The sequence below is a fragment of the Thermohalobaculum sediminis genome, assembly GCF_023487995.1.
GTDB lineage: Bacteria > Pseudomonadota > Alphaproteobacteria > Rhodobacterales > Rhodobacteraceae > Thermohalobaculum > Thermohalobaculum sediminis.
This window is the reverse complement of the sequence record NZ_JAMFKN010000009.1, coordinates 96661-121839: the sequence shown is the minus strand read 5'-3', so window position 1 is coordinate 121839 and position 25179 is coordinate 96661. Positions and strand designations below refer to the sequence as shown.

General features: G+C 69.9%; 23 protein-coding genes and 1 tRNA gene. 14 read left to right on the top strand and 10 right to left on the bottom strand.

The features are described from left to right. Nucleotides 1–14 precede the first annotated feature (14 nt). The 7 genes from M1105_RS16840 to M1105_RS16810 all read left to right on the top strand — a co-directional run bounded on the left by M1105_RS16840 (nt 15) and on the right by M1105_RS16810 (nt 9755). A complete protein-coding gene (locus M1105_RS16840) occupies nt 15–1031 on the top strand; it encodes a putative 2-aminoethylphosphonate ABC transporter substrate-binding protein (RefSeq protein WP_249581541.1) in 1017 nt (338 codons plus the stop codon). A 70-nt stretch (nt 1032–1101) separates the two neighbouring features. Then, nucleotides 1102–2244: a putative 2-aminoethylphosphonate ABC transporter ATP-binding protein gene (locus M1105_RS16835; protein ID WP_249581540.1), complete on the top strand. Its 1143-nt coding sequence runs from the start codon at nt 1102–1104 to the stop codon at nt 2242–2244. Nucleotides 2245–2246: 2 nt separating this feature from the next. Continuing rightward, entirely contained in the window at nt 2247–4256 is a 2010-nt protein-coding gene (locus tag M1105_RS16830) for a putative 2-aminoethylphosphonate ABC transporter permease subunit (RefSeq protein WP_249581539.1), read from the top strand. 184 nt (nt 4257–4440) lie between these two features. Next, the gene (locus M1105_RS16825; protein WP_249581538.1) at nt 4441–5547 is read left to right on the top strand and encodes a tripartite tricarboxylate transporter substrate-binding protein; all 1107 of its coding nucleotides are present in this window, start codon (nt 4441–4443) and stop codon (nt 5545–5547) included. An 81-nt stretch (nt 5548–5628) separates the two neighbouring features. Continuing rightward, a complete protein-coding gene (locus tag M1105_RS16820) occupies nt 5629–7605 on the top strand; it encodes a tripartite tricarboxylate transporter permease (RefSeq protein WP_249581537.1) in 1977 nt (658 codons plus the stop codon). Nucleotides 7606–7612: 7 nt separating this feature from the next. Continuing rightward, entirely contained in the window at nt 7613–8662 is a 1050-nt protein-coding gene (locus M1105_RS16815) for an isocitrate/isopropylmalate dehydrogenase family protein (RefSeq protein WP_249581536.1), read from the top strand. Between the two features lies 1 nt (nt 8663). After that, nucleotides 8664–9755 (top strand): 4-oxalomesaconate tautomerase, encoded by a 1092-nt coding sequence (locus tag M1105_RS16810; RefSeq protein ID WP_249581535.1) that lies wholly within the window; start codon nt 8664–8666, stop codon nt 9753–9755. Between the two features lie 3 nt (nt 9756–9758). Here M1105_RS16810 and M1105_RS16805 read toward each other — a convergent pair whose 3' ends face one another. Further along, nucleotides 9759–10784, bottom strand: coding sequence for an AbrB family transcriptional regulator (locus M1105_RS16805; protein ID WP_249581534.1), 1026 nt, complete (start codon nt 10782–10784; stop codon nt 9759–9761). Between the two features lie 89 nt (nt 10785–10873). On the opposite strand from M1105_RS16805, the gene M1105_RS16800 reads away from it, so the two are divergent. From M1105_RS16800 to tcuB, 3 genes are read left to right on the top strand one after another with little or no spacing between them, the layout of a single operon-like run. Then, nucleotides 10874–11545 carry a GntR family transcriptional regulator gene (locus tag M1105_RS16800; RefSeq protein ID WP_249581533.1) on the top strand — a complete coding sequence of 224 codons (672 nt, stop codon included), beginning with the start codon at nt 10874–10876 and terminating at the stop codon, nt 11543–11545. An 11-nt stretch (nt 11546–11556) separates the two neighbouring features. Further along, nucleotides 11557–12957, top strand: a complete 1401-nt coding sequence (gene tcuA, locus M1105_RS16795) for an FAD-dependent tricarballylate dehydrogenase TcuA (protein WP_249581532.1) — start codon at nt 11557–11559, stop codon at nt 12955–12957. Further along, entirely contained in the window at nt 12947–14023 is a 1077-nt protein-coding gene (tcuB, locus tag M1105_RS16790) for a tricarballylate utilization 4Fe-4S protein TcuB (protein ID WP_249581531.1), read from the top strand. The genes tcuA and tcuB overlap by 11 nt, the downstream gene beginning before the upstream one ends. 6 nt (nt 14024–14029) lie before the next feature. Here the strand turns inward: tcuB and M1105_RS16785 are convergent, their stop codons facing one another. The 4 genes from M1105_RS16785 to ypfJ all read right to left on the bottom strand — a co-directional run bounded on the left by M1105_RS16785 (nt 14030) and on the right by ypfJ (nt 16709). After that, nucleotides 14030–15052: a histone deacetylase family protein gene (locus M1105_RS16785; protein WP_249581530.1), complete on the bottom strand. Its 1023-nt coding sequence runs from the start codon at nt 15050–15052 to the stop codon at nt 14030–14032. Continuing rightward, complete coding sequence (locus M1105_RS16780) at nt 15049–15534, bottom strand: GNAT family N-acetyltransferase (RefSeq protein WP_249581529.1); 486 nt, start codon at nt 15532–15534, stop codon at nt 15049–15051. Before M1105_RS16780 ends, M1105_RS16785 begins: the two co-directional genes overlap by 4 nt. Before the next feature lie 165 nt (nt 15535–15699). Beyond that, a tRNA-Leu gene (locus M1105_RS16775) sits at nt 15700–15784 on the bottom strand. Nucleotides 15785–15833: 49 nt separating this feature from the next. Beyond that, nucleotides 15834–16709, bottom strand: a complete 876-nt coding sequence (gene ypfJ / locus M1105_RS16770) for a KPN_02809 family neutral zinc metallopeptidase (protein WP_249581528.1) — start codon at nt 16707–16709, stop codon at nt 15834–15836. A gap of 97 nt (nt 16710–16806) precedes the next feature. On the opposite strand from ypfJ, the gene M1105_RS16765 reads away from it, so the two are divergent. Together M1105_RS16765 and M1105_RS16760 are read left to right on the top strand one after the other, a co-directional pair. After that, nucleotides 16807–17388: a YqaA family protein gene (locus M1105_RS16765; protein ID WP_249581610.1), complete on the top strand. Its 582-nt coding sequence runs from the start codon at nt 16807–16809 to the stop codon at nt 17386–17388. Continuing rightward, the gene (locus tag M1105_RS16760) at nt 17388–17885 is read left to right on the top strand and encodes a disulfide bond formation protein B (RefSeq protein ID WP_406600639.1); all 498 of its coding nucleotides are present in this window, start codon (nt 17388–17390) and stop codon (nt 17883–17885) included. The genes M1105_RS16765 and M1105_RS16760 overlap by 1 nt, the downstream gene beginning before the upstream one ends. A gap of 3 nt (nt 17886–17888) precedes the next feature. Here M1105_RS16760 and M1105_RS16755 read toward each other — a convergent pair whose 3' ends face one another. From M1105_RS16755 to M1105_RS16740, 4 genes are all read right to left on the bottom strand, one after another. Further along, complete coding sequence (locus M1105_RS16755; RefSeq protein ID WP_249581526.1) at nt 17889–18476, bottom strand: HNH endonuclease; 588 nt, start codon at nt 18474–18476, stop codon at nt 17889–17891. 266 nt (nt 18477–18742) lie between these two features. Further along, nucleotides 18743–19432 carry an alpha/beta hydrolase gene (locus tag M1105_RS16750; protein ID WP_249581525.1) on the bottom strand — a complete coding sequence of 230 codons (690 nt, stop codon included), beginning with the start codon at nt 19430–19432 and terminating at the stop codon, nt 18743–18745. Between the two features lie 4 nt (nt 19433–19436). Continuing rightward, entirely contained in the window at nt 19437–20069 is a 633-nt protein-coding gene (locus M1105_RS16745) for a DNA-3-methyladenine glycosylase family protein (RefSeq protein ID WP_249581524.1), read from the bottom strand. 43 nt (nt 20070–20112) lie between these two features. Next, the gene (locus M1105_RS16740) at nt 20113–21264 is read right to left on the bottom strand and encodes a DUF6456 domain-containing protein (protein WP_249581523.1); all 1152 of its coding nucleotides are present in this window, start codon (nt 21262–21264) and stop codon (nt 20113–20115) included. Nucleotides 21265–21471: 207 nt separating this feature from the next. Here M1105_RS16740 and M1105_RS16735 point away from each other — a divergent pair, with 207 nt between their 5' ends. Next, nucleotides 21472–21813 carry a DUF6477 family protein gene (locus M1105_RS16735; RefSeq protein ID WP_249581522.1) on the top strand — a complete coding sequence of 114 codons (342 nt, stop codon included), beginning with the start codon at nt 21472–21474 and terminating at the stop codon, nt 21811–21813. On the opposite strand, the gene M1105_RS16730 is transcribed toward M1105_RS16735, so the two are convergent. After that, nucleotides 21768–23330 carry a trimethylamine methyltransferase family protein gene (locus M1105_RS16730; RefSeq protein WP_249581609.1) on the bottom strand — a complete coding sequence of 521 codons (1563 nt, stop codon included), beginning with the start codon at nt 23328–23330 and terminating at the stop codon, nt 21768–21770. The genes M1105_RS16735 and M1105_RS16730 overlap by 46 nt on opposite strands. A gap of 213 nt (nt 23331–23543) precedes the next feature. On the opposite strand from M1105_RS16730, the gene guaA reads away from it, so the two are divergent. Further along, nucleotides 23544–25109 (top strand): glutamine-hydrolyzing GMP synthase, encoded by a 1566-nt coding sequence (gene guaA / locus M1105_RS16725; RefSeq protein WP_249581521.1) that lies wholly within the window; start codon nt 23544–23546, stop codon nt 25107–25109. The last annotated feature ends 70 nt before the right edge of the window (nt 25110–25179 follow it).

The window sequence follows — 25179 nt, the reverse complement described above, 5'->3', positions numbered from 1 at the left end:
GGGAAGGTATCACGATGAAAAAGACCCTGCTCCTGAGCGCGGCGGCGGCCCTGCTCTGCACCGTTGCGGCCCGGGCGGAGACCGAGCTGACCGTGTACACCGCGGTCGAGGCCGAGGATCTCGCGCGCTATGCCGAGACGTTCAACCAGGACCACCCCGACATCAAGATCAACTGGGTGCGCGACTCGACCGGCGTCATCACCGCGAAGCTTCTGGCAGAGAAGAACAATCCGCAGGCCGACGTGGTCTGGGGCCTGGCCGCGACCTCGCTTCTGGTGCTCAAGACCGAAGGCATGCTCGAGCCCTATGCGCCGAAGGGGCTGGACGCGCTGAGCAAGAACTTCCGTGACGGCGACAACCCGCCCTCGTGGGTCGGCATGGACGCCTGGGTGGCCGCGATCTGCTACAACACGGTCGAGGGCGCCAAGCTGGGGATGACCGCGCCCACGAGCTGGATGGACCTGACCAAGCCCGAATATGCCGGCCACATCGTCATGCCGAACCCGGCCTCGTCCGGCACCGGCTTCCTCGACGTGTCGAGCTGGCTGCAGATCTTCGGCGAGGAAAAGGGCTGGGAGTACATGGACGCCCTGCACCAGAACATCCAGGCCTATACCCACTCCGGCTCGAAGCCCTGCAAGATGGCCGCGGCCGGCGAGACGGTGATCGGCGTGTCGTTCGCCTTCCGCGGCGCCAAGTCGAAGGCGGCGGGCGCCCCCATCGACATCATCGTGCCGTCGGAGGGCATCGGCTGGGACATGGAGGCCACCGCGATCGTGGCCGGGACCGATGCGCCCGAAGCGGCGCAGACGCTGGTCGACTGGTCGATCTCGCGCAAGGCGATGGAGATGTACAATGTCGGCTATGCCGTCGTCGGCATCCCCGGCATCGCCAAGCCTGTCGAGCACTTCCCCGCGGGCATCGAGGACGCGATGATCGACAACGACTTCGAGTGGGCCGCGAACAACCGCAGCGCCATCCTTGAGGAATGGACCCGGCGCTACGACACCAAGTCGGAGCCCAGGAGCTGACCTCTCCCGCGTTCGCGGGCGCCGCCCCGAGGCGGCGCCCCAGTCTTTTCAACCGGGCGGGACGATCAGGATGAATGCTGCCGGCGGAGCGGAGGCGGCCACGCCTCTCGACGCGCGACCGGGCCCGCGCGAGCGCGAGCCCTATCTGAGGATCTCCAACCTTTGGAAGGCGTTCGGCGACTTCGTTGCACTGCGCGACGTGTCGCTCGAGATCGAGCAGGGTGAGTTCGTCTGCTTCCTCGGCCCTTCGGGTTGCGGCAAGACCACGCTGCTGCGCGCGATCGCGGGCCTCGACCCGCAGAGTCGAGGCACGATCGAGCAGGCGGGCGTCGACATCTCGACCCTGCCCGCCTCGCGGCGCGACTACGGGATCGTGTTCCAGTCCTATGCGCTGTTCCCGAACCTGACGGTGCGCGACAACATCGCCTTCGGACTGGAGAACACGCGCCGGCCGCGCCGCGAGATCGACGCGCGGGTGGCCGAGCTTCTGCAGCTCGTGGGTCTGCCGGAGCAGGCGCGCAAATATCCAACGCAGCTTTCCGGCGGCCAGCAGCAGCGCATCGCGCTGGCGCGCGCCATCGCGATCAAGCCGGGGCTTTTGCTGCTCGACGAGCCGCTCTCGGCGCTCGATGCCAAGGTGCGGGTGCATCTGCGCCACGAGATCAAGGAGCTGCAGCGCAAGCTGGGCGTCACCACCATCATGGTCACCCACGATCAGGAGGAGGCGCTTTCGATGGCCGACCGCATCGTGGTGATGAACCACGGGGTGATCGAGCAGGTCGGCACGCCGACCGAGGTCTACCGCCACCCCGCGACGCTGTTCGTGGCCGATTTCGTGGGGGAGACGAACAAGTTCGAGTCGGTCCTGCGCGACGGCAACGTGCGCATCGGCGACGTGGCGCTGCAGGCGAGCACCGGCGCGATTGCCGAGGGCAAGCCCGTCACGGTCGCCGTGCGACCCGAGGACATCCTGCCCCACCCCGCCGCCCATGCCGATGACGGGCAGCCCAACGTCTTCCGCGTGCAGATCGAGGACATGGAGTTCCTGGGCTCGTACTGGCGCACGCATCTGCGCGCCGCGGCGCTGCGGGGCGCGCCGCTGGTCTCGAACTTCTCGATGAACGCCGTGCGTCGGCTGGGGCTCGAAACCGGCCGCGAGATCTCGGTCGAGCTCCCGGCCGAGCGCGTGCTGGTGTTCCCGCGGGAGGGATGAGCGTGGACGGCACCCAGATCGCCATGCCGCCCGGGAAGGCGGTCCGCCTGCGCGTCGACCGAGACGGCGCGATCAAGCGGCTGTTCATGGTCGTGATCGGCCTCTACCTCGTGATCGCGCTGGCGCTGCCGCTCTACGCGATGATGTCGCGCTCGCTGGTGACCTACAGCTTCGACCTCACGCGCTACGAGTTCCAGGTCAGCGACGAGGCGGGCAACTGGGGCGAGCCCGTGAGCGCGGCCGAGCTGAACGCGCGGCTGGGCCGCTTTGCTCCCACGGACCTGCGGACCAACACGAACGGCCGCCTGTCAGCGACCGATTTCTTCCCCGATTTCAGCTTCCGCAGCCCGGTCAAGTACCGCCTGCGCGGCACCACCGACAACGCGCCCTGGCTGGTCGGGCTCGACCTCAAGAACACGACCGCGTGGCAGGAGTACGACAGCAACACCTTCCGGCGCGTCAACCTGCGCCCCGTGGCCTCGCAGGGCCTGCAGAACTATGCCGAGTACTTCTCGAATCCCGCGCTGTTCTCGTCGATCGAGAACTCGATCTTCATCGCGACGGTCAGCACGGTGCTGACGGTGGTGCTCGCCTTCGGCTTCGCCTACGCGATCAACCGAAGCTGCATGCCGTTCAAGGGCAGCTTCCGACTGGTCGCGATGATGCCGATCCTGGTGCCCTCGCTGCTGCCCGGCATCGCGCTGATCTACCTGTTCGGCAACCAGGGGATGCTGAAGGAGATGCTGGGCGGGCAGTCGATCTACGGCCCCCTCGGCATCGTGATCGGCTCGGTCTTCTTCACCTTCCCGCACGCCTTCATCATCATCTCGACGGCGCTGTCGCTCGCCGACCAGCGGCAGTACGAGGCAGCCGAGTCGCTGCGCGCCAGCAAGTGGCGCACCTTCTGGATCGTGACGATCCCCGGCGCCCGCTATGGCCTGATCTCGGCCGCCTTCGTGACCTTCACGCTGGTCATCACCGATTTCGGCCTGCCCAAGGTGATCGGCGGGCAATACAACGTGCTGGCGATCGACATCTACAAGCAGGTGATCGGCCAGCAGAACTTCGAGATGGGCGCGGTCGTCTCGATGATCCTGCTGATACCGGCGGTGGTGGCCTTCGCGGTCGACCGGCAGATGCAGAAGAAGCAGGTCTCGCTGCTCTCGGCCCGCTCGGTGCCGTTCGAGCCCCGGCCGAACCGGCGCTTCGAGATGTTCTGCCTCGCCTGGTGCGGAGCCATCGCCGTCTTCATCATGGGCATCATCCTGGTCTGCCAATATGCCGCGCTGGTGAAGTTCTGGCCCTATGACCTGAGCCTGAGCCTCAACAACTATGACTTCAACCGCATGGACGGGGGCGGCTGGGCGTCCTACTGGAACTCGATCGAGATGGCGGCGCTGACGGCGGTCATCGGCACGGTCGTGGTCTTCACCGGCGCATACATGGTCGAGAAGGTCGACGGCTTCGCGGCCGGGCGCAACGTCTTCCAGTTCCTCGCGATGCTGCCGATGGCGATCCCCGGCATGGTGCTTGGCCTTGCCTACATCTTCTTCTTCAACAACCCGGCCAACCCGCTGAACGCGATCTACGGGACCATGGCGATCCTGGTGGTCTCGACGGTCACGCATTTCTACACGGTCGGGCACCTTACCGCGCTGACCGCGTTGAAGCAGATCGACGCCGAGTTCGAGCCGGTCGCAAGCTCGCTGCGCCAGCCCTTCTACCGGCTGTTCGCGCGCGTCACCGTCCCGGTCTGCCTGCCAGCGATCCTCGACATCTCGATCTACCTGTTCGTCAACGCGATGACGACGGTGTCGGCGGTGGTGTTCCTCTACTCGACCCAGACGACGCTCGCCTCGATCGCGGTGCTGAACATGGACGATGCGGGCGACATCGCCCCCGCCGCGGCGATGGGGATGATGATCTTCTACACCAACGCGGTCGCCCGTATCCTGCACGCCGTCGTGACGCGGCGCGTGCTGGTGCGCACGCAGGCCTGGCGGCGGCGCTGAGAGACTTTCCGCAGCGCCGCGCGCCGGGCCGGCGAAAGAACTTTGACAGTTCCGGGACAGCTAGCGTCACTATGCTTCGTCACGAAGAAGCCGGGCCGCAGTGACAAGTCCCGGCGATTCGGGGTGGTGACCGCATCGCGGCAGCCGCTCCGGTGGGGAAACGAAGCTCAGGAGGAACAGCAAGATGACCGGATTTTTCGACATTACCCGGCGCGGCGCAATCGCCGCGCTGATCGGCGGCGCGGCGGCGCTGGCGCTCGGCGGCGCGGCACAGGCCCAGGTGTCCTTCGAGGGCAAGACGATCGAGTGGATCATCCCCTTCTCGGCCGGCGGTGGCTCCGACACCTGGGCGCGCTTCAATGCGCCCTTCCTGTCCAAGTACCTGCCGGGCAACCCCACCGTGGTGGTGGTGAACGAGCCGGGCGGCGGCTCGACCAAGGGCACCAACCTGTTCGCGGCGCGCGCCAAGCCCGATGGGCTGACGATCCTTGGCACCTCGGGCTCGACGCAGTTCCCCTACCTGCTGGGCGACCCGCGCGTGCGCTACGAATACGCCGACTGGAAGATCGTGATGGCCTCGCCCACCGGCGGCGTCGCCTACACGTCGCCCTCGACCGGCGTGACCTCGGCGGCCGAGATCGGCAAGCTCAAGGGCCAGAAGCTGGTTTATGCGAGCCAGGGTGCGACCTCGCTCGACCTCGTGCCGCTGCTGGGGTTCAAGATGATGGGCCTCGACGTGCAGCACGTGTTCGGCTTCAAGGGCCGCGGCGACGGGCGGCTCGCCTTCGAGCGGGGCGAGACGAACATCGACTACCAGACCTCGTCGGCCTACCTGAAGAACGTGACGCCGCTGGTCGAGGCGGGCACCGCCGTGCCGCTGTTCTCGTGGGGCGCGCTGGACGAGGACGGCAACCTCGTGCGCGACCCGACCTTCCCCGACCTGCCGCATTTTGGCGAGGCCTACCAGATGGCGACCGGCCAGGCGCCCTCGGGCCCCGAATACGACGCCTACTTTGCATTCTTCACCGCGGGTTTCCCGGCGCAGAAGATGGTGTTCCTGCCCAAGGACACGCCGCAGGAGATCGTCGACGCCTACCAGGCGGCCGTCACGGCGATGAAGCAGGACCCCGAATACCATGCCACGAAGGAGGCGGTGCTTGGCACCTACGAGCAGGTGACCGGCAAGGCGGCGCAGGCGCTCTACACCAAGGGCACCGTCATCTCTCCCGAGCTTCGCAAGCAGGTCGTCGACATGCTGACGGCCGAGTACAACGTCAAGCTGGGCGAGTGATCGCGGCCTGAGTTGGCGGGCGGCCGGCCTCGGCCGCCCGCCCCCCATCTTCATCGTCCTTGCGAACGGGGGGAGCCGGCGATGCTCGAGACCCTTGCCGCCGCATTCGCGGCACTGATGACGGCCGAACATCTCGGCTACATGCTGCTCGGCGTGTCGGTCGGCCTCGTGGTCGGCGTGATCCCCGGGCTGGGCGGCATCGCGGGCCTCTCGCTTCTGGTGCCGTTCCTGTATGGCATGGAGCCGATCTCGGCGCTGGGTATGCTTATCGGGCTGGTGGCGGTGATCCCGACCTCGGACACCTTCGCCTCGGTCCTGATGGGGATACCGGGATCCAGCGCCAGCCAGGCGACGGTGCTGGACGGCTTCCCGCTGGCGAAGTCGGGACAGGCGGCGCGGGCGCTGTCGGCGGCCTTCATCTCGTCGCTGTTCGGCGGCGTGGTGGGGGCGCTGATCCTCACCGGTTTCGTGCTGATCGCGCGGCCGCTGATCCTGATGTTCGGCTCGGCCGAGTTGTTCATGCTGGCGCTGTTCGGGCTGTCGATGGTCGCAGTGCTGGCCGGGCGCAGCCTGCCCAAGGGGCTGGCGGCGTGCTCGATCGGCCTGCTGATCGGGGCGATTGGCGGTGCGCCGGCGACCGGCGAGTTCCGCATGATCTTCGACACCGAATACCTCTATGACGGCATCCCGCTGGTGATCGTTGGCCTCGGGCTGTTCGCGGTGCCCGAGATCTCGGACCTCTTGCGCCGCAACAGCGCAATCGCGCAGGGCAGCGTGATCGGCGCGGGCTGGCTGCGGGGCTTCCTCGACTGGTGGCGCAACATCTTCCTGTCGGTCCGCTGCGCGGGCATCGGCTGCATGATCGGCGCCATTCCGGGACTGGGCGGCTCGGTGGTCGACTGGATCGCCTATGGCCACGCGGTGCAGACCACCCGGAAGGACCCGCAGTTCGGCAAGGGCGACATCCGCGGCGTGGTCGCGCCGGAAAGCGCCAACAACGCCATGCAGGGCGGCGCGCTGTTGCCGACCATGCTGTTCGGCATCCCCGGCTCGGGCTCGATGGCGGTGTTCCTCGGCGGCATGGTGCTGATCGGCATCGAGCCGGGGCCCTCTATGGTGGGCCCCGACCTCAATGTCACCTACTCGATCATCTGGTCGCTGGCGCTTGCGAACATCATGGGCGCGGGCATCTGCATCGCGCTGGCGCAGCCGATCTCGCGGCTCACGGCCATCCCCTTCCCCTTCCTCGCACCCTGCATGATCGCGCTGATCTGCTTCGCCGCCTTCCAGGCGACCCGGGATCTGGCCGATCTGGTGGCTCTGCTGGCGCTGGGGCTGGTGGGCATCCTGATGAAGCGCTTCGGCTGGCCGCGCCCGGCTCTGCTGATCGGCTATGTGCTCTCGCCGCAGGCCGAGACCTATTTCTACCAGGCGCTGCAGTTCAACGGCTGGGACTTCCTCCTGCGGCCCGGCGTGATCATCATCGGGCTGATGACGCTGGCCTCGGTCTGGTTCGGGCTGCGCAACCGGGTGGACGACACCGGCACGGCGGCCGGCGCGGCCGCCTCGCGCGCCAGCCGCGGCGTGCAGATCCTGTTCGCCGCGGCGATGCTGGGCTTCTTCGCGGTCACGCTGTGGGACACGACGCAGCACTCGTTCCTGGGCGCCGTGTTCCCGGTGGGCGTGGGCGTGGTGGGGCTGGTCTTCGCCGCAATCCTGCTGGTGCACCTGTGGCGCGGGCATGACGACCACCCGGCCTTCTACGACTACGAGATCGTGGGCGACCATGCCGAAAGCGACGACAATGGCTGGTTCTGGACCGGCCCGGCCTGGATCGCGGGGCTGGTGGCGGCGACGGCGCTGGTCGGCTTCTACGTCTCGATGATCCTGTTCTTCATCGCCTTCCTGCGGCTGCGCGCGCGCGCAGGCTGGGTGACGACCCTGACCATGACGGCGGGGGCCGCGGCCTTCGTGCTGGGGCTTGCCTGGATGCTGAGCCTCAACTTCCCCTACGGCCTGCTGCAACAGAGCTACGACCTGCCCTGGCCGTTCCGGTGAGGCGGTGATGCGGCTCCTGATCCTGCCGGGCGACGGCATCGGCCCGGAGATCGCCGAGGCCACGGTGGCGGTGCTCGAGGCGGCGGCGCGGCGGCACGGGCCTGCGCTGACGCTGGAGCACGCCGAGATCGGCTTTGCGGCGCTTTCGCGTGCGGGCACGACGATCCCCGAGGCGGTGATCCTTGCCGCGCAGGCGGCCGATGGCGTGGTTCTGGGCCCAGTCTCGCACAACGCCTATCCGCCGGTGGCCGAGGGCGGGCGCAACCCCTCGGGCGTGCTGCGGCGGGAGCTGGGGCTCTATGCCAACATCCGCCCCGCCCGGTCGCACCCTGCCGTGCCACGGCCCTGCGCGGCGCCCGTCGACCTCGTGGTGGTGCGCGAGAACCTCGAGGGCTTCTACGCCGACCGCAACATGGCGGCGGGCGGGGGCGAGTTCATGCCCGAGCCGGGGATCGCGCTGGCGCTGCGCAAGATCACCGCCGCGGGCTCGCGCCGCATTGCGCAGGCGGCCTTTGCGCTCGCTGCCACGCGCCCTGCCCTGAGGGTCGCCGCGGTCCACAAGGCGAACGTGATGCGCATGTCGGACGGGCTGTTCCTGTCCGAGGTGCGGGCGGTCGCGGCGGACCACCCTCAGATCGCGTATGAGGAGGTGCTGGTCGATGCCGCCGCCGCCCTGCTGGTGCGCGACCCTGCCCGCTTCGACGTTATCGTGACGACCAACATGTTCGGCGACATCCTGTCGGACCTCGCCTCGGAACTGGCCGGGGGGCTTGGCCTCGCGGCCTCGCTGAACCTGGGAGAGCGTCACGCGGTGGCGCAGGCGCAGCACGGCTCGGCCCCCGACATCGCGGGGCAGGATCGCGCGAACCCGGTCTCGCTGATCGGCTCGGCCGCGATGCTGCTGCGGCACCGCGGCGCCGGCGCCGCGGCGGACGCGATCGAGGCCGCTGTCGCGCGGGCCTTGACCAATCCTGCCACACGGACCAAAGACCTTGGCGGCGCGCTGGGCACGCGTGCCTTCGCAGATCACCTGTGCCGCCTGATTTCGGAGAGCTGAGATGCCGCAGACCGCAATCCCCTATCACTTCCTGCGCGGCGGCACCTCGCGCGGGCCCTATTTCCGGCGCGAGGACCTGCCCGGGGACCGCGAGATGCTGGCCCGCGTGCTGGTCTCGGTCGTCGGCTCGGGACACAAGCTCAACATCGACGGGCTGGGCGGGGGCGCGGCGGTGACCACGAAGGTCGCGATGCTGTCGCGGTCCGAGCAGCCGGGCGCCGATATCGACTATTTCTTCGCGCAGGTCTCGGTCGAGGACGGGCAGGTCGATTTCAAGCCGACCTGCGGCAACATCCTCTCGGGCGTGGGCCCCGCGGCGATCGAGATGGGGCTGATGCCGGCGCAGGATGGCCAGACCCGCGTCCGCATTCACGCGGTCAACACCGGCGCGATGATCGAGGCGGTGGTGGCAACCCCCGGGGGCGCGGTCGAATACGAGGGCGACGCCGCCATCGACGGCGTGCCGGGCACCGCGGCGCCGGTCTATCTCAACTTCATGGACGTGGTGGGCTCGTCCTGCGGCTCGCTCCTGCCCACGGGCCGTGCGCGCGACGTGATCGGCGGGATCGAGGTCACCTGCATGGACGTCGCCATGCCCGTGGTGATCGCGCGCGCCGCCGACTTCGGCCTGACGGGCTACGAGAGCGCCGAGGAGATCGACGCGAACCGCGATTTCTATGCGCGGATGGAGCCGATCCGGGTGGAAGCGGGCCGCCTGATGGGCATGGGCGAGGTCTCGAACTCGGTCACGCCGAAGTTCGGGCTGCTGGCGAAGCCGCGCGCCGGGGGCACGGTGACGGCGCGCTATTTCATGCCGCGGGCCTGCCACCCCTCGATGGCCGTGACGGGGGCGCAGTGCCTCGCCTCGTGCGTGCTGACGCCCGGCACGGCGGCCGAGGGGCTGTTCACCCAGCCGGAAGGCAACCCCGCGCTGGTGGTGATCGAGCACCCCTCGGGTGCCATCGACGTTACGGTGGATTACGAGAACGGGCCGGACGGGTTCAGGCTCAACTCGGCGGGCTTGCTGCGCACCGCGCGGCTGCTGGCGCGCGGCGAGGCGTTCGTGCCGGCCAGCGTCTGGACGCGGGGCTGAGCGTCAACCCCGCCTGAGCCGCAGCAGGCGCGCCACCACCGGCGCGCCGGCGATCACGATGACGATGCGCGTCAGGTGATGGGTGATGACATAGCCCAGATCCGCGCCCGCGACGATGGCGAGCACGGTCATCTCGGCCTGCCCGCCCGGCGCGAAGGCGAGGAACGCCTCGACCGGCGCCGCGAGGCCCGAGAGCACCACGATCTCGGCAAAAGCCGCGGCCAAGGCGGCGAGGATCAGCACATAGGCGACACCGAAGGCCACGACGCGCCGCAGCTCCGCCCACTGCACGCCGACGTAATAGACGCCTATTCCCATGCCGATCAGGAACTGCGCGGCGAGGATCGCCTCGGCCGGCGGGCGGGCGTGGATCAGGCCGCCCAGCGACATCGCGCCCGACACGATCATGGGACCGAGGATCGAGGCGCCGAAGAGGCCGATCCGCTCGCCCCCCTTCCAGCCGACCAGGGCGGCGGCGACCATCAGCGCAAGCTCGGACAGCGGGATCTCGGACGCGGGCGCGCCGATCGGGTTGCTCAGCGGCGTGCCCCAGACCTGCGTCAGCAGCACGGGCGCGATGACGACGATGATCAGCACCCGCGTGGCATGCACCAGCGAGAGCGTGCGCCCATCGCCCCCGGCCTCGACGCCGAAGATCACCATGTCCTGCAATCCGCCCGGCATCGCCGCGTAGTAGGCGGTGACGGGGTCGAAGCCGCAGGCGCGGCGGAAGAAGGGCACCCCGATCAGCCCTATGATAGCAACATAGAACGGCACCAGCGCGACCGAGGCCAGCATCTGCGGCGCCTGCGCCAGCAGCGCGGGCGTGATCGAGGCGCCGACCGCGACGCCGAGGATCGTGCGCGCGCCCACCGAGATCGCGCCCAGCCCCCTCAGCCGCGCGCCCATCAGCGCCGCCAGCAGGCAGGCCGCCATCGGACCGAACAGGAAGGGCAGCGGCAGCCCCGCGGCCCAGAACAGGGCCGTCCCCGCCGCGGCAAAGGCGATGGTCTGGGCCTGCGCTCTCATGGGCACTTTCTCCGGCGTCGGGCGGGTGCTTGACCGCATTTGAATACGCTAGTATACATCCGCATACATTGTTTGAGGACGCCCCGCAAGTGAGCAGCAACGACGACGACCGCGACACCGCCGACGCGCCGCAGGGTCAGTCGGCCTATCTGCGGCTCTTGGACGAGATCCGGCGCGGCGCCCTGCCCCCCGGCGCGCGGCTGCGCGAGGCCGAGCTGGCCGAACGGCTGGGCATCAGCCGCACGCCGGTGCGCGAGGCGATCCGCATGCTGGAGTCCGACGGGCTGGTGGTCCACGCCCCGCGCGCCGGCGCGACAGTGCGCCGCCTCGAGCACGCGGAGGTGGTCGAGCTCTACGAGATGCGCGCCGTGCTCGAGGGCGCGGCAGCCCGACTTGCCGCACGCGCCGCGAGCGAGGCCGAGATCGCCGAACTCGAGGCGCTCAATGCCGAGATCGCGGCGGCGCCCGACGCGGCAGCGGCCTATGAGCTGAACCGGGAGTTCCACCGGATGCTCCTCGAGGCCGCGAAGAACCGCTATCTCGTCAAGTCGATGAACGCGCTGCAGCAGACGCTGACCGTCCTCGGCCCGACCACGCTGACCGACCCCGGGCGCGCCGAGCAGGCGGTGGCCGAGCACGCAAGCGTGCTGGCCGCGCTCGCCGCGCGCGACGGCGCGAGGGCCGAGGCCGAGATGCGAGCCCATATCGAGGCCGCCCACCGCGTGCGCCTGCGCGCCCTGCGCCGCGGCGGCGAGAGCTGAGGGAGGCGAAGATGGCACGGCCCGACGATCTCGACGGCCCCTGGGACGTCGTCGTGGTGGGCGGCGGCAATGCCGCGCTCTGCGCCGCGATCACGGCGGCCGAGGCCGGCGCGCGCGTGCTGATCCTCGAATCGGCGCCCAAGGCAATGCGGGGCGGCAATTCGCGCCACACCCGAAATTTCCGCTGCATGCACCGCGCGCCGATGTCGGTGCTGACGGACGCCTATGGCGAGGACGAGTATCTCGACGACCTGATGCTGGTGACCAGGGGCAAGACCGACGAGGCGCTGGCCCGGATGACCATCCGCGAGTCCGAGGACTGCCTGCCCTGGATGGAGGCCCATGGCGTGCGCTTCCAGCCGTCGCTGTCGGGCACGCTGTCGCTGGGGCGGACGAACGCCTTCTTCCTAGGCGGCGGCAAGGCGCTTGTGAACGCCTATTACAACACCGCCGAGGACCTGGGCGTGCGCGTCGCCTACCAGGCCGAGGTCACCCATGTCGGCATCGAGGCCGGGCGCTTCAGCCATGTCGTGGCCCGGATCGGCGCGACCGAGCGGCGCATCGAAGGGCGCGCCGCGGTTCTGGCCTCGGGCGGTTTCCAGGCAGATCTCGACTGGCTCACGCGGGCCTGGGGGCCGGCGGCGGCGAATTTCCTGATCCGGGGCACGCCCTACAACCGCGGAGTGGTGCTGCGCGACATGATCGAGCAGGGCTGTGAGACGGTGGGCGACCCCACGCAATGCCACGCGGTCGCAATCGACGGGCGGGCCCCGAAATACGACGGCGGAATCGTCACCCGGCTCGACTGCGTGCCATTCTCGGTGGTGGTGAACCGCGAGGCGCGGCGCTTCTACGACGAGGGTGAGGACGTCTGGCCCAAGCGCTATGCCATCTGGGGCCGGCTGGTCGCGGGCCAACCCGGGCAGGTCGCCTATGCGGTCATCGACGCGAAGGCGCGCGAGCTTTTCATGCCGTCGGTCTTTCCGCCCGAGCAGGCCGACACGGTCGCGACGCTGGGGGAGAGGCTGGGGCTTGACGGCGCGGCGCTGGCGCAGACCGTGGCCGAGTTCAACGCCGCCTGCCGCCCCGGCCGCTTCCACCCGACCGAGAAGGACGGGCTCGCGACCGATGGGCTGACCCCGCCCAAGACCAACTGGGCGCGCCCGCTCGATACGCCGCCCTTCTACGGCTACCAGCTCAGGCCCGGCGTGACCTTCACCTATCTGGGGCTGAAGGTGTCCGACCGCGCGCAGGTGCAGACGCCGCAGGGGCCGCTGGAAAATGTCTGGGCAGCGGGCGAGATCATGGCGGGCTCGATCCTCGGCGAGGGGTATCTCGCGGGCTTCGGCATGACCATCGGAACCGTCTTCGGACGCATTGCAGGACGCGAGGCCGCAGCCCATGTCGCCTGACCTTCACGCCGAGGCCCGGCGCCAGATCGAGATCTGCAACGCCTGCCGTTATTGCGAGGGCTATTGCGCGGTCTTCCCTGCCCTGATGCGCCAGACCGTGTTCGCGGACGGCGACATCACCCAGCTTGCGAACCTGTGCCACAACTGCCGGGGCTGCTACTACGCCTGCCAGTACACGCCGCCGCACGAGTTCGCGCTGAACCTGCCGGGCATCCTGGCCGAGGTGCGGCAGGACAGCTGGGAGCGGCTGGCCTGGCCCGCGCCGCTAGCCCGGCGCTTTCACGAATCGGGCGTGGCGCTGGCCGGGGCGCTGATCGTTGGCATCGCGTTGATCTTCCTCGCACTTACCGCGCTGCGGCCGGCGAGCGGCGAGGGGTTCTACGCCTACCTCTCGCACGGTGCGATGGTCGCGATCTTCGCGCCCGCCTTCCTCATGCCGCTCGCTGCCATCGGCGTGGCGCTCGGCCGCTACTGGCGCGAGGTCGGCGGCGGCGCGCTGCGGCTGCGGCACCTGCGGGCGGCGCTGGGGGATGCGGCGCGCCTGCGCAATCTCGGCGGCGGGCAGGGTCAGGGCTGCAATTTCGAGATCGAGGACCGCTTCTCGGACCGCCGGCGCCGGGCACATCAGGCGCTCGTGCTGGGCTTCCTTCTGTGCTTCGGCGCGACCTCAGCGGGCACGGTGATGCACTACCTCATGGACTGGCCCGCACCCTACCCGCTGCTGAGCCTCCCGAAGCTTTTGGGCGTGCCCGGCGGCATGTTGATGGTCGCGGGCGCGGCGGGGCTCGTGCATCTCAAGCTGCGCGCCGAGCGGGAACTGGGCTCCGCCCGGGTCTGGGGCGGCGAGATAGGGTTCATCCTGCTGCTGGGAATCGTAGCGGCCACGGGGCTTGCGCTGATGGCATTCGGCGGCGCGGTCTGGCTGGCGCTGCACCTTGGCGCGGTGCTCAGCTTCTTCCTGCTGATGCCCTATTCCAAGATGGTGCACGGCTTCTACCGCCTCGCCGCGCTGGCCGCGGACGCGCGGGCCCGCGAGGCGCGCGGCTCGGCCGACGCCGCGGACTGAGGACGCTTAGCCCCCCTCGAAGCCCTTGAGGAAGCTCGCGAGATTTGCGCCGAGCTCGGGGCACAGATAGCCGCCCTCCTGCACGATCACGCCGGGCAGGCCCAGCCCCGCGATCGCCCGCCCGATGCGCGCGAAGCCGTGCGTCGTGACCGCGAGCCCGGCGAAGGGGTCGCCCTCGAACGGGTCGAGCCCAAGCGCCACGACCACCAGATCCGCCCCGAACGCGCGGATGCGCGCGAGGCCCGCGTCCAGCGCCTCAAGGAAGCCCTCGTCGCGGGTGCCGCGCGGGATCGGCAGGTTGAGGTTCGCGCCCATCCCGGCCCCCGCGCCCCGCTCGTGCGCATGGCCCCAGAAGAAGGGATAGTAGCGCTCGGGGTCGGCATGGATCGAGACCGTCAGCACGTCGCCGCGGTGGTAGAAGATGCCCTGCGTGCCGTTGCCGTGGTGCAGGTCGACATCGAGCACCGCCACGCGCCGCCCGGCGCGGGTCGCGGCCTCGGCCGCGATGGCCGAGTTGTTGAGAAAGCAGAACCCTCCCGCCAGATCGGCGAAGGCGTGGTGTCCCGGCGGGCGGCAGAGCGCATAGGCCGCGCGCGCCCCCGCCAGCACGGCGCCGGTGGCGGACAGCGCGGTCTGCGCGCTCCAGTAGGCGCTGTCCCAGGTCTCGGCCGATATCGGGCAGGCCGTGTCGGCCTGATGCCATCCCGCCTGCCCCACCGCCGACTTCGGATAGCTCGCGCGGCGGCTGTCGGGATGGATGTTTGGGATGACCTCGGCGGACGCGCCCTCGATCCGCTGCCAGCGGGTGTAGATGGTCTGCAGGAACACCAGATACTCGGCCGTGTGCACCGCCGCGATCGGGCCTAAACCGTGATCGGCCGGCGCCTCGACCCCGAACCCCAGCCCCCGCACGGCGCCGAGCAGCGCATCGATGCGCGCGGGCTGCTCCGGGTTCGGCTGCTGCGCGCCCGATGAGAGGAAGTGCTTCGGGTCATGCGCCCGCTGGCGGTCGTCGTAAAAGGTCTTCATCTTTCCCCCTTCAGGCGGTCGAGCACCGCGCCCTCGATGACGAAGACGCGCTCGCCCTCGTCCGTGCGGAAGCCGAGACCGCGATAGAAGCGGATGGCCTCGGGGTTCTCGATATGGGTGGCGAGCTTCATGTAAGCGGCCTCCCACTCAGCCGCCTCGTGCAGCACCGCGCCGAGAAGCCTCCGCCCCAGCCCCGAGCCGCGCGCGCCCTCGGCCACCCACAGGTCCTGGAGATAGACGCCGGGTCGGCCGCGCATGGTCGAGAACTCGGGGAAGAACACCGCAACGCCCAGCGTCTCGCCCCCGTCCGACGCAATCAGCGCGCGAAACAGCGGGCGCGCGCCGAAGCCGTGGCGCAGGTAATCGGCGGCACGGGCATGGAACTCCTCGGCCGTCCCGAGGTGAAAGGCAAGCCGCGCCAGCGCCGCGTGCAGCGCCTCGGCATCCCCGGCCGAGGCGCGCCGGATCAGGACGCCGCTCACCGGGCCGCTCTCGCGGGGCGGCGGGCGCCGGCTTCGGCGCTGACAGGATCGCAACTGCGGTGGATCATCTCGACTGCCTGCGCTCGCTTCCGCCGGTCCACCCCCGCGAGCCCGGGGCCAGCGCCCCCGTTCGCCGCTCCGGCGCGCGGGCTGGCGTCGGGAGCATGGTGCCCGGAGTCGGGGTCGAACCGACACGCCTTGCGGCGGCGGATTTTGAGTCCGCTGCGTCTACCAGTTTCGCCATCCGGGCCTGCGGCGGCACTATAGGCGGGCGCGCGGGCGGCGCAAGCGAAAGCGGCTCAGAGCCGTTCGGCCGAGAACGTGTCGCATTCCTCCGGGGCGCCCGTCTCGAAGCCTCGCCGGAACCAGCGCACGCGCTGCGCCGAGGTCCCGTGGGTGAAGCTGTCGGGCACCACCACGCCACCGCCGCGCCTTTGCAGCGTGTCGTCGCCGATCCGACTTGCGGCGTTCAGCGCCTCGTCGATGTCGCCGGGCTCGAGGCTGCCGAAGCGGGCCTGCGCGTGATGCGCCCAGACGCCCGAGAGGCAGTCGGCCTGGAGCTCGACCCGGATCGAGAGCTGGTTCGCCTCGGTCGCCCCTGCAGCGGCGCGCAGGCGATTGACCTCGGGCAGGATGCCAAGCTCGTTCTGCACGTGATGGGCGATCTCGTGCGCGATCACATAGGCGGCGGCGAAGTCGCCGCGCGCGCCCAGTTCGCGCTCGAGCACACGGAAGAATTCGAGGTCGAGATAGGCCTTGCGGTCGCCGGGGCAGTAGAACGGCCCCGAGGCGGCCGTCGCGTATCCGCAGGCCGAGGCGGTCTCGCCGTCGAACAGCACGAGGCTGGGCGCACGATAGCGCTGGCCCATCTCATCGAAGATACCCGACCAGATCTCCTCGGTGTCCGCCAGAACGACGCCCACGAACTGGGCGCCCGGGTCATCCGACGGCGGCGGCGCGGCCGCGACCTCTTCCTGAGGGGCGATCATGCCGCCGCCGGTGATCAGCGGCGTGAGATCGACGCCGAGATAGAGCCCCAGCAGCACCACCGCGATGGCGCCGAGCCCGCCGAGCCGCCCGCCGCCGACCCGCGTCATCCGGCGCCCGCCGAACCCGGCGCCCCGGCCGCGCCGGTCCTCGATGTTGCTGCTGGTCCTGCGCCCGCGCCATTTCATCGCTGCCTCCCGTCCCGCCCGGCGGGCCCGCCCCGCTGGACAGGAAACCGTGCCGCCTGTAATCGGCGAGCTCGTGCCGATGGGATCAGGCTGCCACATGCTTCGCCGGACTTACGACTGGATTCTTGCCCAGGCCCGCACGCCCTATGCGCTGTGGACGCTCGCCGCGATCAGCTTCGTCGAGAGCTCGGTCTTTCCGATCCCGCCCGACGTGCTGCTGATCCCGATGATCCTCGCGGCGCCGCACCGTGCCTGGATTATCGCCGGGGTCTGCACGCTGGCCTCGGTCACCGGAGGCGTCGCGGGCTATGCGATCGGCTATTTCCTGTTCGAGCAGGTGGGCCAGCCCGTGCTCGCGCTCTATGGCTACACCGACAAGTTCGAGGTGTTCCGCCAGACCTACAACGACTGGGGCGCCTGGGCGGTGCTGATCGCGGGGGTCACGCCCTTCCCCTACAAGGTGATCACCATCCTGTCGGGGGTGACCGCGCTCGACATCTGGGTGTTCGGCGTGGCATCGCTGGTGGCGCGGGCCTTGAGGTTCTTCCTGATCGCCGCGCTCCTGTGGAAGTTCGGCCCCGCCGTGCGCGACTTCATCGAGCGCCGCCTGGGCCTCGTGTTCACCGTGTCGGTGGGGCTGCTCCTGGGGGGCTTCGTCGTGGCGAAGGTGCTGATATGATGACCGCTTACGGGCGGATGCTGCTGGCCGGAGCGGGCTCGGCGGCGCTTCTGCTGGGGGCGCTGGGCTTCCAGTTCCTCGGCGGTCTCGCGCCCTGCCCGATGTGCATCTGGCAGCGCTGGCCGCATGTCGCGGCCGTGGTGATCGCGGCGCTCGCCACGACAGTGCTGTGGCGCCGGCGGCGGTGGCTCGCGGGGCTGGGCGCCGTGGTGATGCTGGTCTCGGCGGGCCTCGGCACCTTCCACGCCGGGGTCGAATGGAACTGGTGGGAGGGCCCCACCACCTGCACCGCGGGCGACATCGCGCAGCTCACCGCCGACCAGCTGATGGCGCAGATCCTGGGCGCGCCGCTGGTTCGCTGCGACGAGATCGTCTGGGAGCTCCTGGGCCTCACGATGGCAGGGTGGAACGCGCTGATCTCGCTGGGGCTCGCGGGGCTCTGGGCGGCCTCGTTCGTCTGGTGGCGAATGCCCTTCGACGCGGCCCCTCGCGACTGAGGCTCAGCTCTCCAGCTCGGCGTCCCAGTAGAGGAAGTCCATCCAGCTGTCGTGCAGGAAGTTGGGCGGAAACTTGCGCCCCTTGTTCTGCAACTCGACCGCATCGGGTCGGCGCGGCGGACGGGCAAGGCTCATCCCCGCCTGGCGCAGCGTGAGGTTGGCCTTGCGCAGGTTGCACCGCCCGCAGGCGGCGACGACGTTCTCCCAGGTCGTGCGCCCGCCGCGCGAGCGGGGAACCACGTGGTCGAAGGTCATCTCGCCCCGCGCGCCGCAGTACTGGCAGGCGAACTCGTCGCGCAGGAACAGGTTGAAGCGGGTGAAGGCCGGGTAACGCGCCGGCTTGACGTAGTCGCGCAGCACCACCACCGAGGGCAGGCGCATCACGATCGAGGGGCTGTGAACCACCTCGTCATATTCCGCGACGATGGTCACGCGGTCGAGGAAGGCCGCCTTGATCGCCTCCTGCCACGGCCAGAGCGAGAGAGGAAAGTAGCTGAGCGGGCGGAAATCGGCGTTCAGCACCAGCGCGGGATGATCGCGCAACCCCGCCGGCTGACGCACGAACTGCCCTGCAAAGCTGCCGTAAAGCATGGTCGGCCCACCTCCATCTGCCGCCGCTGCAATCGCCGCGACGCCACCGGGGCGTGGGTCCGGGGACAGTCCGCCCCTGTGCGTTCACTATATCTCGCGGCGTCGATCAGGCAAGCGCCTAGATAAGCCACCGCCCACGCCCGGTTTAGCAGGTCGGCGTGACAGCCGCATGACGCCGGATGCGTGCGCCCCCGATGCGGCGCCAGCCGCGCCGCGGGACGGGCGGGGCTCGATGCCCCGCTCGGCCCGGCCCCGGCGCGGGCGGCTCAGGCCTCGACCGGGCGCTCGATGCCGAAGCGGTCCATCAGGAAGCCGAGCGCGAGGCCCAGCCCATCGGGCGCGATGCCGTGGCCGGTGCCGCGGCTGACATGGGCGGCCACCGGGAAGCCCGCCGCGGCCAGCGCGTCATGCGCCTCGCGCAGCGCGCCCACGGGGATCACCTCGTCCCGATCGCCATGAATCAGCAGCACGGGCGGCTTGACGCGCGCCTCGGCCGCCAGTCGCTCGGGCGCATTCAGCCTGCCCGAGAAACCCACCACCCCGGCCAGCGCCGCCTCGCGCCGGGGCGCCACGTGCAGGCTCATCATGGTGCCCTGGCTGAAGCCCACCAGCGCGGTCTCGTGCGGCTCGACGCCTTCCTCGGCCATCGCCGCGGTGATGTAGGCGTCGAGGACGCCGGCCGCGCGGGTGAACCCTGCCTGCATCTCCGACTCGGGGCTTCCGTCGATCCACGAGATCGGAAACCACTGGTAGCCCATCGGATTGACCCGGCAACGCTCCGGCGCATTCGGCGCCCGGAAGGCGGTGTCGGGCATGTAGCTCGACAACGGGTCGGCCAGCCCGATCAGGTCGTTCCCGTCGGCGCCGTAGCCATGCAGCAGGATCACCAGCGACTTGGTCCGGCCCGAGCGCGGCGCATGGCGCGGCCCGGTGAGGGTGGGCTGGGCGGTGGTCATTGGGTCACTCCGATATGCCCTCGCGCGATTTCGCGTGCCGGTAGTAGTGCCACAGCAGCCGGGCCGCAACCGCGCGCCATGGACTCCAGCCTTCGGCCTGCGCGCGGAAGGCCTTCTCGGCCGGGCGGGCGGGAAGGTCGAACAGCAGCCGCGCCGATTCCTGCAAGGCGAGGTCGCCGGGGGCGAAGACGTCTGCGCGGCCGATCGCGAACATCAGATAGATCTCGGCCGTCCAGACGCCGATCCCCTTGACGGCGGTCAGCGTCACGATGGCCTCGTCCTCGGGCATCGTGGCCAGCGCCTCGTAGTCGAGCCCGGCCTCGGCCAGCGCGCGCGCGTAGCGGATCTTGGGCCGCGACAGACCGCAGCCGCGCAGCACCTGGTCATCGAGTGCCATCAGCACGCCTGGGTCCTCGGCGCCCACGGCGGCAAGCTTGCCCGCGACCGAGTCGGCTGCGGCGACGGACAACTGCTGCGAGCAGATCGCCTTCAGGAGCGCGGGGAACCCGCCCTCGCGACGGCGCAGCGGCGGCGGGCCGGCGACCGCGACGACATGGCCGAAACGCGGCTCGGCGCGGGCGAGCCAGTCGCAGCCCTCGGCGATGCAGTCGGGAGAATGGATGATGCGTCCGGTCATGCGGGGGCAGTCTTGCCGCCCCCGCCCATCCGGTCAACGGGTCTCAGTGCCGGAAATCGGCCAGCCCGTAATGCTCGGCAAGGCGCTGCAGGGCGATCTTGAGCACCACCTTGCCCGAGCGCGCCGACCAGCCCATCCGCCGCTCGCAGGCCTCCAGCCCCTCGAGGAAGCAGCAGACCCTGAGCGCAACGTCCGAGAGGCCGGGACCGAGGCTGTCGAGCGCCTTCATGACGCGGTCGCGCGCCATCATCGGCCCCTCGGCGGGCCCGCGGCCCTGCGGGCTGCCGGAATACCGGTCGCCGGGTGTCAGGAACTTGCGCCAGTCCTGCGCCACCGACGGGCCGATCTGTGCAAGCTCGAAATCGTTGCGCAGCCGCTCGCCCGCCTCGACCTCGGCCGGCGTCAGGAAGGTGCGCCCGTCGGGGCCCTTGCGCCGGGCGAGCCAGCCGATCGGGCTTTCGCCCAGGTTGACCTCGAGCACCTCCTCCTCGCCGCTGCGGGGATCGAGGAAGACGCGCTCTGCCATCAGCTTGTGCTGGTGCTGGAAGGCGTCCGGCGCCTCGGCGAAGCCCTGCCCGGTCTTGCGGCGCCGCGCATCGGCCTCCTCGGCCAGCACGCGCCTCAGCCAGGCGCGCCCGACATCGCTGAGCCGGTACTGCACGCTCGCCTGTCCACGCCGGTGCGGCCTGATCCAGTCGCGCCGCAGAAACTCGGCGGCGAGCCGCATGGCGACGATCGCGATCGGCTTGCGGTGGCCGTTGGCGCCGCAGAACACGCCGGCGCGCTCGGCCCCCTCGGCCACCAGCAGGAAGCTGTCGGGTTCGGCCAGTCGGCGCAGGTAGCGGCGCGCCTCGCGCTCGACCTCGGCGTCGTCGGGGGTTGCCGCCGGTATCCCGGCTGCGGCGACCTCGGCGGCGGGGGCCGCCTCGGGCTCGTCGCACGCCTGCCCCTCGGCCGCCGACAGCATGCGGTCGACCAGCGGATCGTCGCGCCGCTCCTCGACCCGGCGGATGGTGCGCGAGACGGTCGAGGGATGCGTCCCGGTCGCTGCCGCAAGCGCCCGGATGCTTTCGCCATGCCCGACATGGGCGAGATAGAGCGCCGCGTCATGCGCCGAGCACGACGAGCGCCGCTCTCCGAAGACCGTGCCCGCGAGATCCGCGCACCGGTCCAGAACCTGCTGAGTTTTCGCCACGGTGGAACGCCCTTGTTTGCGTCAAGTTTTATGAAAACCTTCTAGGGGCCGAATGGTGAATCGAAGGTTAAATATCAAGTTTTTCCGTTTATTCATAATCTGTTAATAGACATTTATAAAGTGTGAACGCTGCGCGCTGTCACGCCGCCCGGCGCAACGCCACGGGGAACCGCCCAGACTTTGCCCGTCCCACGAAAGGAGGCGGCGATGGGCCTGATGGAGAACGATCTGGCGGTTTCGGGGGTGGCGGTGGTGATGCGGCGGCCGCGCCTGCTGGTGGATGCGGCGCGGGTCGGCGCGCGCATCCGCATCGAGCGTGGCTTGGCGCCACTTGACGCCGCCGCGTTGCAGCACGCCATGGCGGCCGAGCGCGCCCATGAGACGCTGCGCCGCGCCGCATCGCCCGCCTACCGGCCGGCACGGCATGTCGAGGCGCTGTCGCTGGTCTTCGCCGGGCGCGCGCGGGCCGAGCCCCGGCCCGATGCCGGGGCGCCCTGCCCGGCTCAGACGAAGGCGTCGGGCTCGGCGGCCTTCCTGCGCGCGATATAGTCCTTCAGCGCCTCGTCCACCGCGGGGTCGAGCGCGGGCTGGACATATTCGTCCAGCATCCGCCGCACCCGGCGCGCAGCCAGCTCGAAGGTGTCGGCGCCGCCTTCATCCGACCACTGCTCGAACGGCTTGTAGTCGAGCACCTGCGTGCGCCAGAAGGCTTCCTTGAAATTCGCCTGGGTGTGCGCGCAACCGAGGTAGTGCCCGCCGGGCCCCACCTCGCGGATCGCGTCCATCGCCTGGCCGTTCTCCGAGATGTCGATGCCCGCGGCGATCGAGTGCAGGACGCCAAGCTGGTCGGCATCCATCACGAACTTCTCGGGGCTCGCCACCAGCCCGCCTTCCAGCCAGCCGCAGGCATGCAGCATGAAATTGACGCCGCCCAGCAGCGCCGCGTTGAGCGTGTTCGCGCTCTCGTAGGCCGCCTGCGCGTCCGGCAGCTTCGAGCCGCAGAGCCCGCCGCCCGAGCGGAACGGCAGGTTCATCCGCCGCGCAAGCTGACCCGCGCCCCACAGGATCTTGGACGCCTCTGGCGTGCCGAAGGTGGGGGCGCCCGAGTTCATGTCGATCGAGGTCACGAAGGCGCCGAAGATCACCGGCGCGCCCTTGCGCACGAGCTGGCTGTAGGCCACCCCCGCCAGCACCTCGGCCAGCACCTGCGTCAGCGTGCCCGCGACCGATACCGGTGCCATCGCACCGCCGACGATGAAGGGCGAGACGATCGCCGCCTGGTTGGCCGCGGCATAGACCTCCAGCGCGCCCATCATGATTCCGTCGAAGGTCAGGGGCGAGTTGATGTTGACCAGCGAGGTCATCACCGTATTCTGCGCGACGAAGTCGCGGCCGAACAGGATCTCCGACATCTCGACCGAGTCGCGCGCCCGCTCGGGCGCCGTGACCGAGCCCATGTAGGGTTTGTCGCTCAGGCTCATATGGGCGTAGAGCATGTCCAGATGGCGCTTGTTCACCGGCACGTCGGTCGGCTCGCAGACCGTCCCGCCCGAGTGATGCAGCCATTTCGACATGTACCCGAGCTTCACGAAGGTGCGGAAATCCTCGATCGTGGCATAGCGCCGCCCGCCGTCGCGGTCGCGGATGAAGGGGGGACCGTAGACCGGCGCGAGCACCAGCGTCCTGCCGCCGATCTCGACCGAGCGCTCCGGGTTGCGCGCGTGCTGGGTGTAGCGCTGCGGCGCGGTCTTGCAGAGCTCGCGCGCGAGGCCGCGGGGGATGTGCACCCGCTCGCCGCGGACATCGGCGCCCGCCTCGCGCCAGCGCCGCAGCGCCTCGGGGTTCTCGACGAAGTTGACGCCGATCTCCTCCAGCACCGTCTCGGCATTCGCCTCGATGATCTCGATGGCCTCGGGCGTCAGGATCTCGAAGTTCGGGATATTGCGCTCGATATAGCGCGCGACCTCGAGGCGCGGCGCCGTACGTTCGGCCCGCCGAGCCGCACCGCCGCCCGCTCCACGCCGCCCGCGCCGCGCGCCCGCCTCGTCCTGCTCCGCGCCGGTCATGCTCATCGCTCACTCCTTCGGGCCACGGGCCAGCGCCCGGGGCCGCAGCCACGTTTCCCCCTCAATGGCCCGAGGCGGGCGCCACTGACCGGATGTTTTCGGCCATCCCGCGCCGAAAGGCGACATCGCGCCCGCGCGAGTGCGTGACAGCGCGCCGCCCGCGCCCTATAGACTCGCGCAAAACTGCGGCGGACCACCCGAGGCCGAGCCCTGATGACCCCGACCCCCAAGCACGAGACCTGCCTGATCGTCGATTTCGGCAGCCAGGTGACGCAACTGATCGCCCGGCGCCTGCGCGAGGCGGGCGTCTACTGCGAGATTCATCCCTTCAACCTGGTCGACGGTGCGCTGATCGCGCGCCTCGCACCCAAGGCGGTGATCCTTTCAGGCGGCCCGGCCTCGGTCGAGGACGAGGGCAGCCCGCGCGCGCCGCAGAAGGTGTTCGAGCTTGGCGTCCCGGTCCTTGGCATCTGCTACGGCCAGATGGTCATGGTCCACCAGCTTGGCGGCAAGGCCGAGGGCGGGCATCACCGCGAGTTCGGGCGCGCCTTCGTGAAAATGGCGGAAGCCTCGGACCTCATGGCGGGCGTCGCCGCGCCCGGCGAGGAAACCGAGGTCTGGATGAGCCATGGCGACCGTGTCACCGCCCTGCCGCCGGGCTTCCATGTCCAGGGCGCCTCGCCCAACGCACCCTTCGCGGTGCTGGCCGACCCCGCGCGCCGCTTCTACGGCGTGATGTTCCACCCCGAGGTCGTGCACACGCCAAAGGGTGCACAGATCCTTACGAACTTCATCCGTGGCATCGCGGGTTTCCGCGGCGACTGGACGATGGGCGCCTATCGCGACGAGGCGATCGCCCGGATCCGCGCGCAGGTGGGCGAGGCCCGCGTGATCTGCGGCCTGTCGGGCGGGGTCGATTCCTCGGTCGCCGCGGTCCTGATCCACGAGGCGATCGGCGACCAGCTCACCTGCGTGTTCGTGGACACCGGGCTGATGCGCGCAGGCGAGGCCGCAGAGGTCGTCACCCTGTTCCGCGACCACTACAACATCCCCCTGATCCACGCGGACGAATCGGACCTGTTCCTGGGCGAGCTAGCCGGAGTCACCGACCCCGAGCAGAAGCGCAAGACCATCGGGCGGCTGTTCATCGAGGTGTTCGAGCGTCACGCCCGCGAGGTCGGCGGCGCCGAGTTCCTGGCGCAGGGCACGCTCTACCCGGACGTGATCGAGTCGGTCTCGTTCTCGGGCGGGCCATCGGTCACCATCAAGTCGCATCACAACGTGGGCGGCCTGCCCGAGCGGATGAATCTCAAGCTGGTCGAGCCCTTGCGCGAGCTTTTCAAGGACGAGGTCCGGGCGCTGGGCCGTGAGCTGGGCCTGCCGCCCGCCTTCGTCGGCCGCCACCCCTTCCCCGGCCCCGGCCTCGCCATCCGCTGCCCCGGCGAGATCACGCGCGAGAAACTGGCGATCCTGCGCCAGGCCGACACCATATATCTCGACGAGATCCGCAAGGCCGGGCTCTACGACACCATCTGGCAGGCCTTCGCGGTGCTGCTGCCGGTGCGCACGGTGGGCGTGATGGGCGACGGACGCACCTATGACCATGTCTGCGCGCTGCGCGCGGTCACCTCGGTCGATGGCATGACGGCCGACTATTTTCCCTTCCCGCACGACTTCCTCGGCCGCACGGCCAGCCGCATCATCAACGAGGTGCGCGGCATCAACCGGGTGGTCTACGACGTGACCTCGAAGCCGCCGGGGACGATCGAGTGGGAGTGACGGCCCTGCCGCCGGGGCGCCCGGCCTGAGCGCTTGCAGTCCGGCCGGCGCGCCGTAAGACTTGCGCCCG

Bases quoted from the DNA above. Each gene is read 5' to 3' on its own strand.
- M1105_RS16765 (WP_249581610.1), top strand. From the start codon at position 16,807: ATGCTTCGCCGGACTTACGACTGGATTCTTGCCCAGGCCCGCACGCCC.
- M1105_RS16835 (WP_249581540.1), top strand. From the start codon at position 1,102: ATGAATGCTGCCGGCGGAGCGGAGGCGGCCACGCCTCTCGACGCGCGA.
- M1105_RS16815 (WP_249581536.1), top strand. From the start codon at position 7,613: ATGCGGCTCCTGATCCTGCCGGGCGACGGCATCGGCCCGGAGATCGCC.
- guaA (WP_249581521.1), top strand. From the start codon at position 23,544: ATGACCCCGACCCCCAAGCACGAGACCTGCCTGATCGTCGATTTCGGC.
- M1105_RS16735 (WP_249581522.1), top strand. From the start codon at position 21,472: ATGGGCCTGATGGAGAACGATCTGGCGGTTTCGGGGGTGGCGGTGGTG.
- tcuA (WP_249581532.1), top strand. From the start codon at position 11,557: ATGGCACGGCCCGACGATCTCGACGGCCCCTGGGACGTCGTCGTGGTG.
- M1105_RS16755 (WP_249581526.1), bottom strand. From the start codon at position 18,476: ATGCTTTACGGCAGCTTTGCAGGGCAGTTCGTGCGTCAGCCGGCGGGG.
- M1105_RS16825 (WP_249581538.1), top strand. From the start codon at position 4,441: ATGACCGGATTTTTCGACATTACCCGGCGCGGCGCAATCGCCGCGCTG.
- M1105_RS16750 (WP_249581525.1), bottom strand. From the start codon at position 19,432: ATGACCACCGCCCAGCCCACCCTCACCGGGCCGCGCCATGCGCCGCGC.
- M1105_RS16810 (WP_249581535.1), top strand. From the start codon at position 8,664: ATGCCGCAGACCGCAATCCCCTATCACTTCCTGCGCGGCGGCACCTCG.
- M1105_RS16840 (WP_249581541.1), top strand. From the start codon at position 15: ATGAAAAAGACCCTGCTCCTGAGCGCGGCGGCGGCCCTGCTCTGCACC.
- M1105_RS16785 (WP_249581530.1), bottom strand. From the start codon at position 15,052: ATGAAGACCTTTTACGACGACCGCCAGCGGGCGCATGACCCGAAGCAC.
- M1105_RS16805 (WP_249581534.1), bottom strand. From the start codon at position 10,784: ATGAGAGCGCAGGCCCAGACCATCGCCTTTGCCGCGGCGGGGACGGCC.
- M1105_RS16745 (WP_249581524.1), bottom strand. From the start codon at position 20,069: ATGACCGGACGCATCATCCATTCTCCCGACTGCATCGCCGAGGGCTGC.
- M1105_RS16820 (WP_249581537.1), top strand. From the start codon at position 5,629: ATGCTCGAGACCCTTGCCGCCGCATTCGCGGCACTGATGACGGCCGAA.
- ypfJ (WP_249581528.1), bottom strand. From the start codon at position 16,709: ATGAAATGGCGCGGGCGCAGGACCAGCAGCAACATCGAGGACCGGCGC.
- M1105_RS16760 (WP_406600639.1), top strand. From the start codon at position 17,388: ATGACCGCTTACGGGCGGATGCTGCTGGCCGGAGCGGGCTCGGCGGCG.
- M1105_RS16730 (WP_249581609.1), bottom strand. From the start codon at position 23,330: ATGACCGGCGCGGAGCAGGACGAGGCGGGCGCGCGGCGCGGGCGGCGT.
- tcuB (WP_249581531.1), top strand. From the start codon at position 12,947: ATGTCGCCTGACCTTCACGCCGAGGCCCGGCGCCAGATCGAGATCTGC.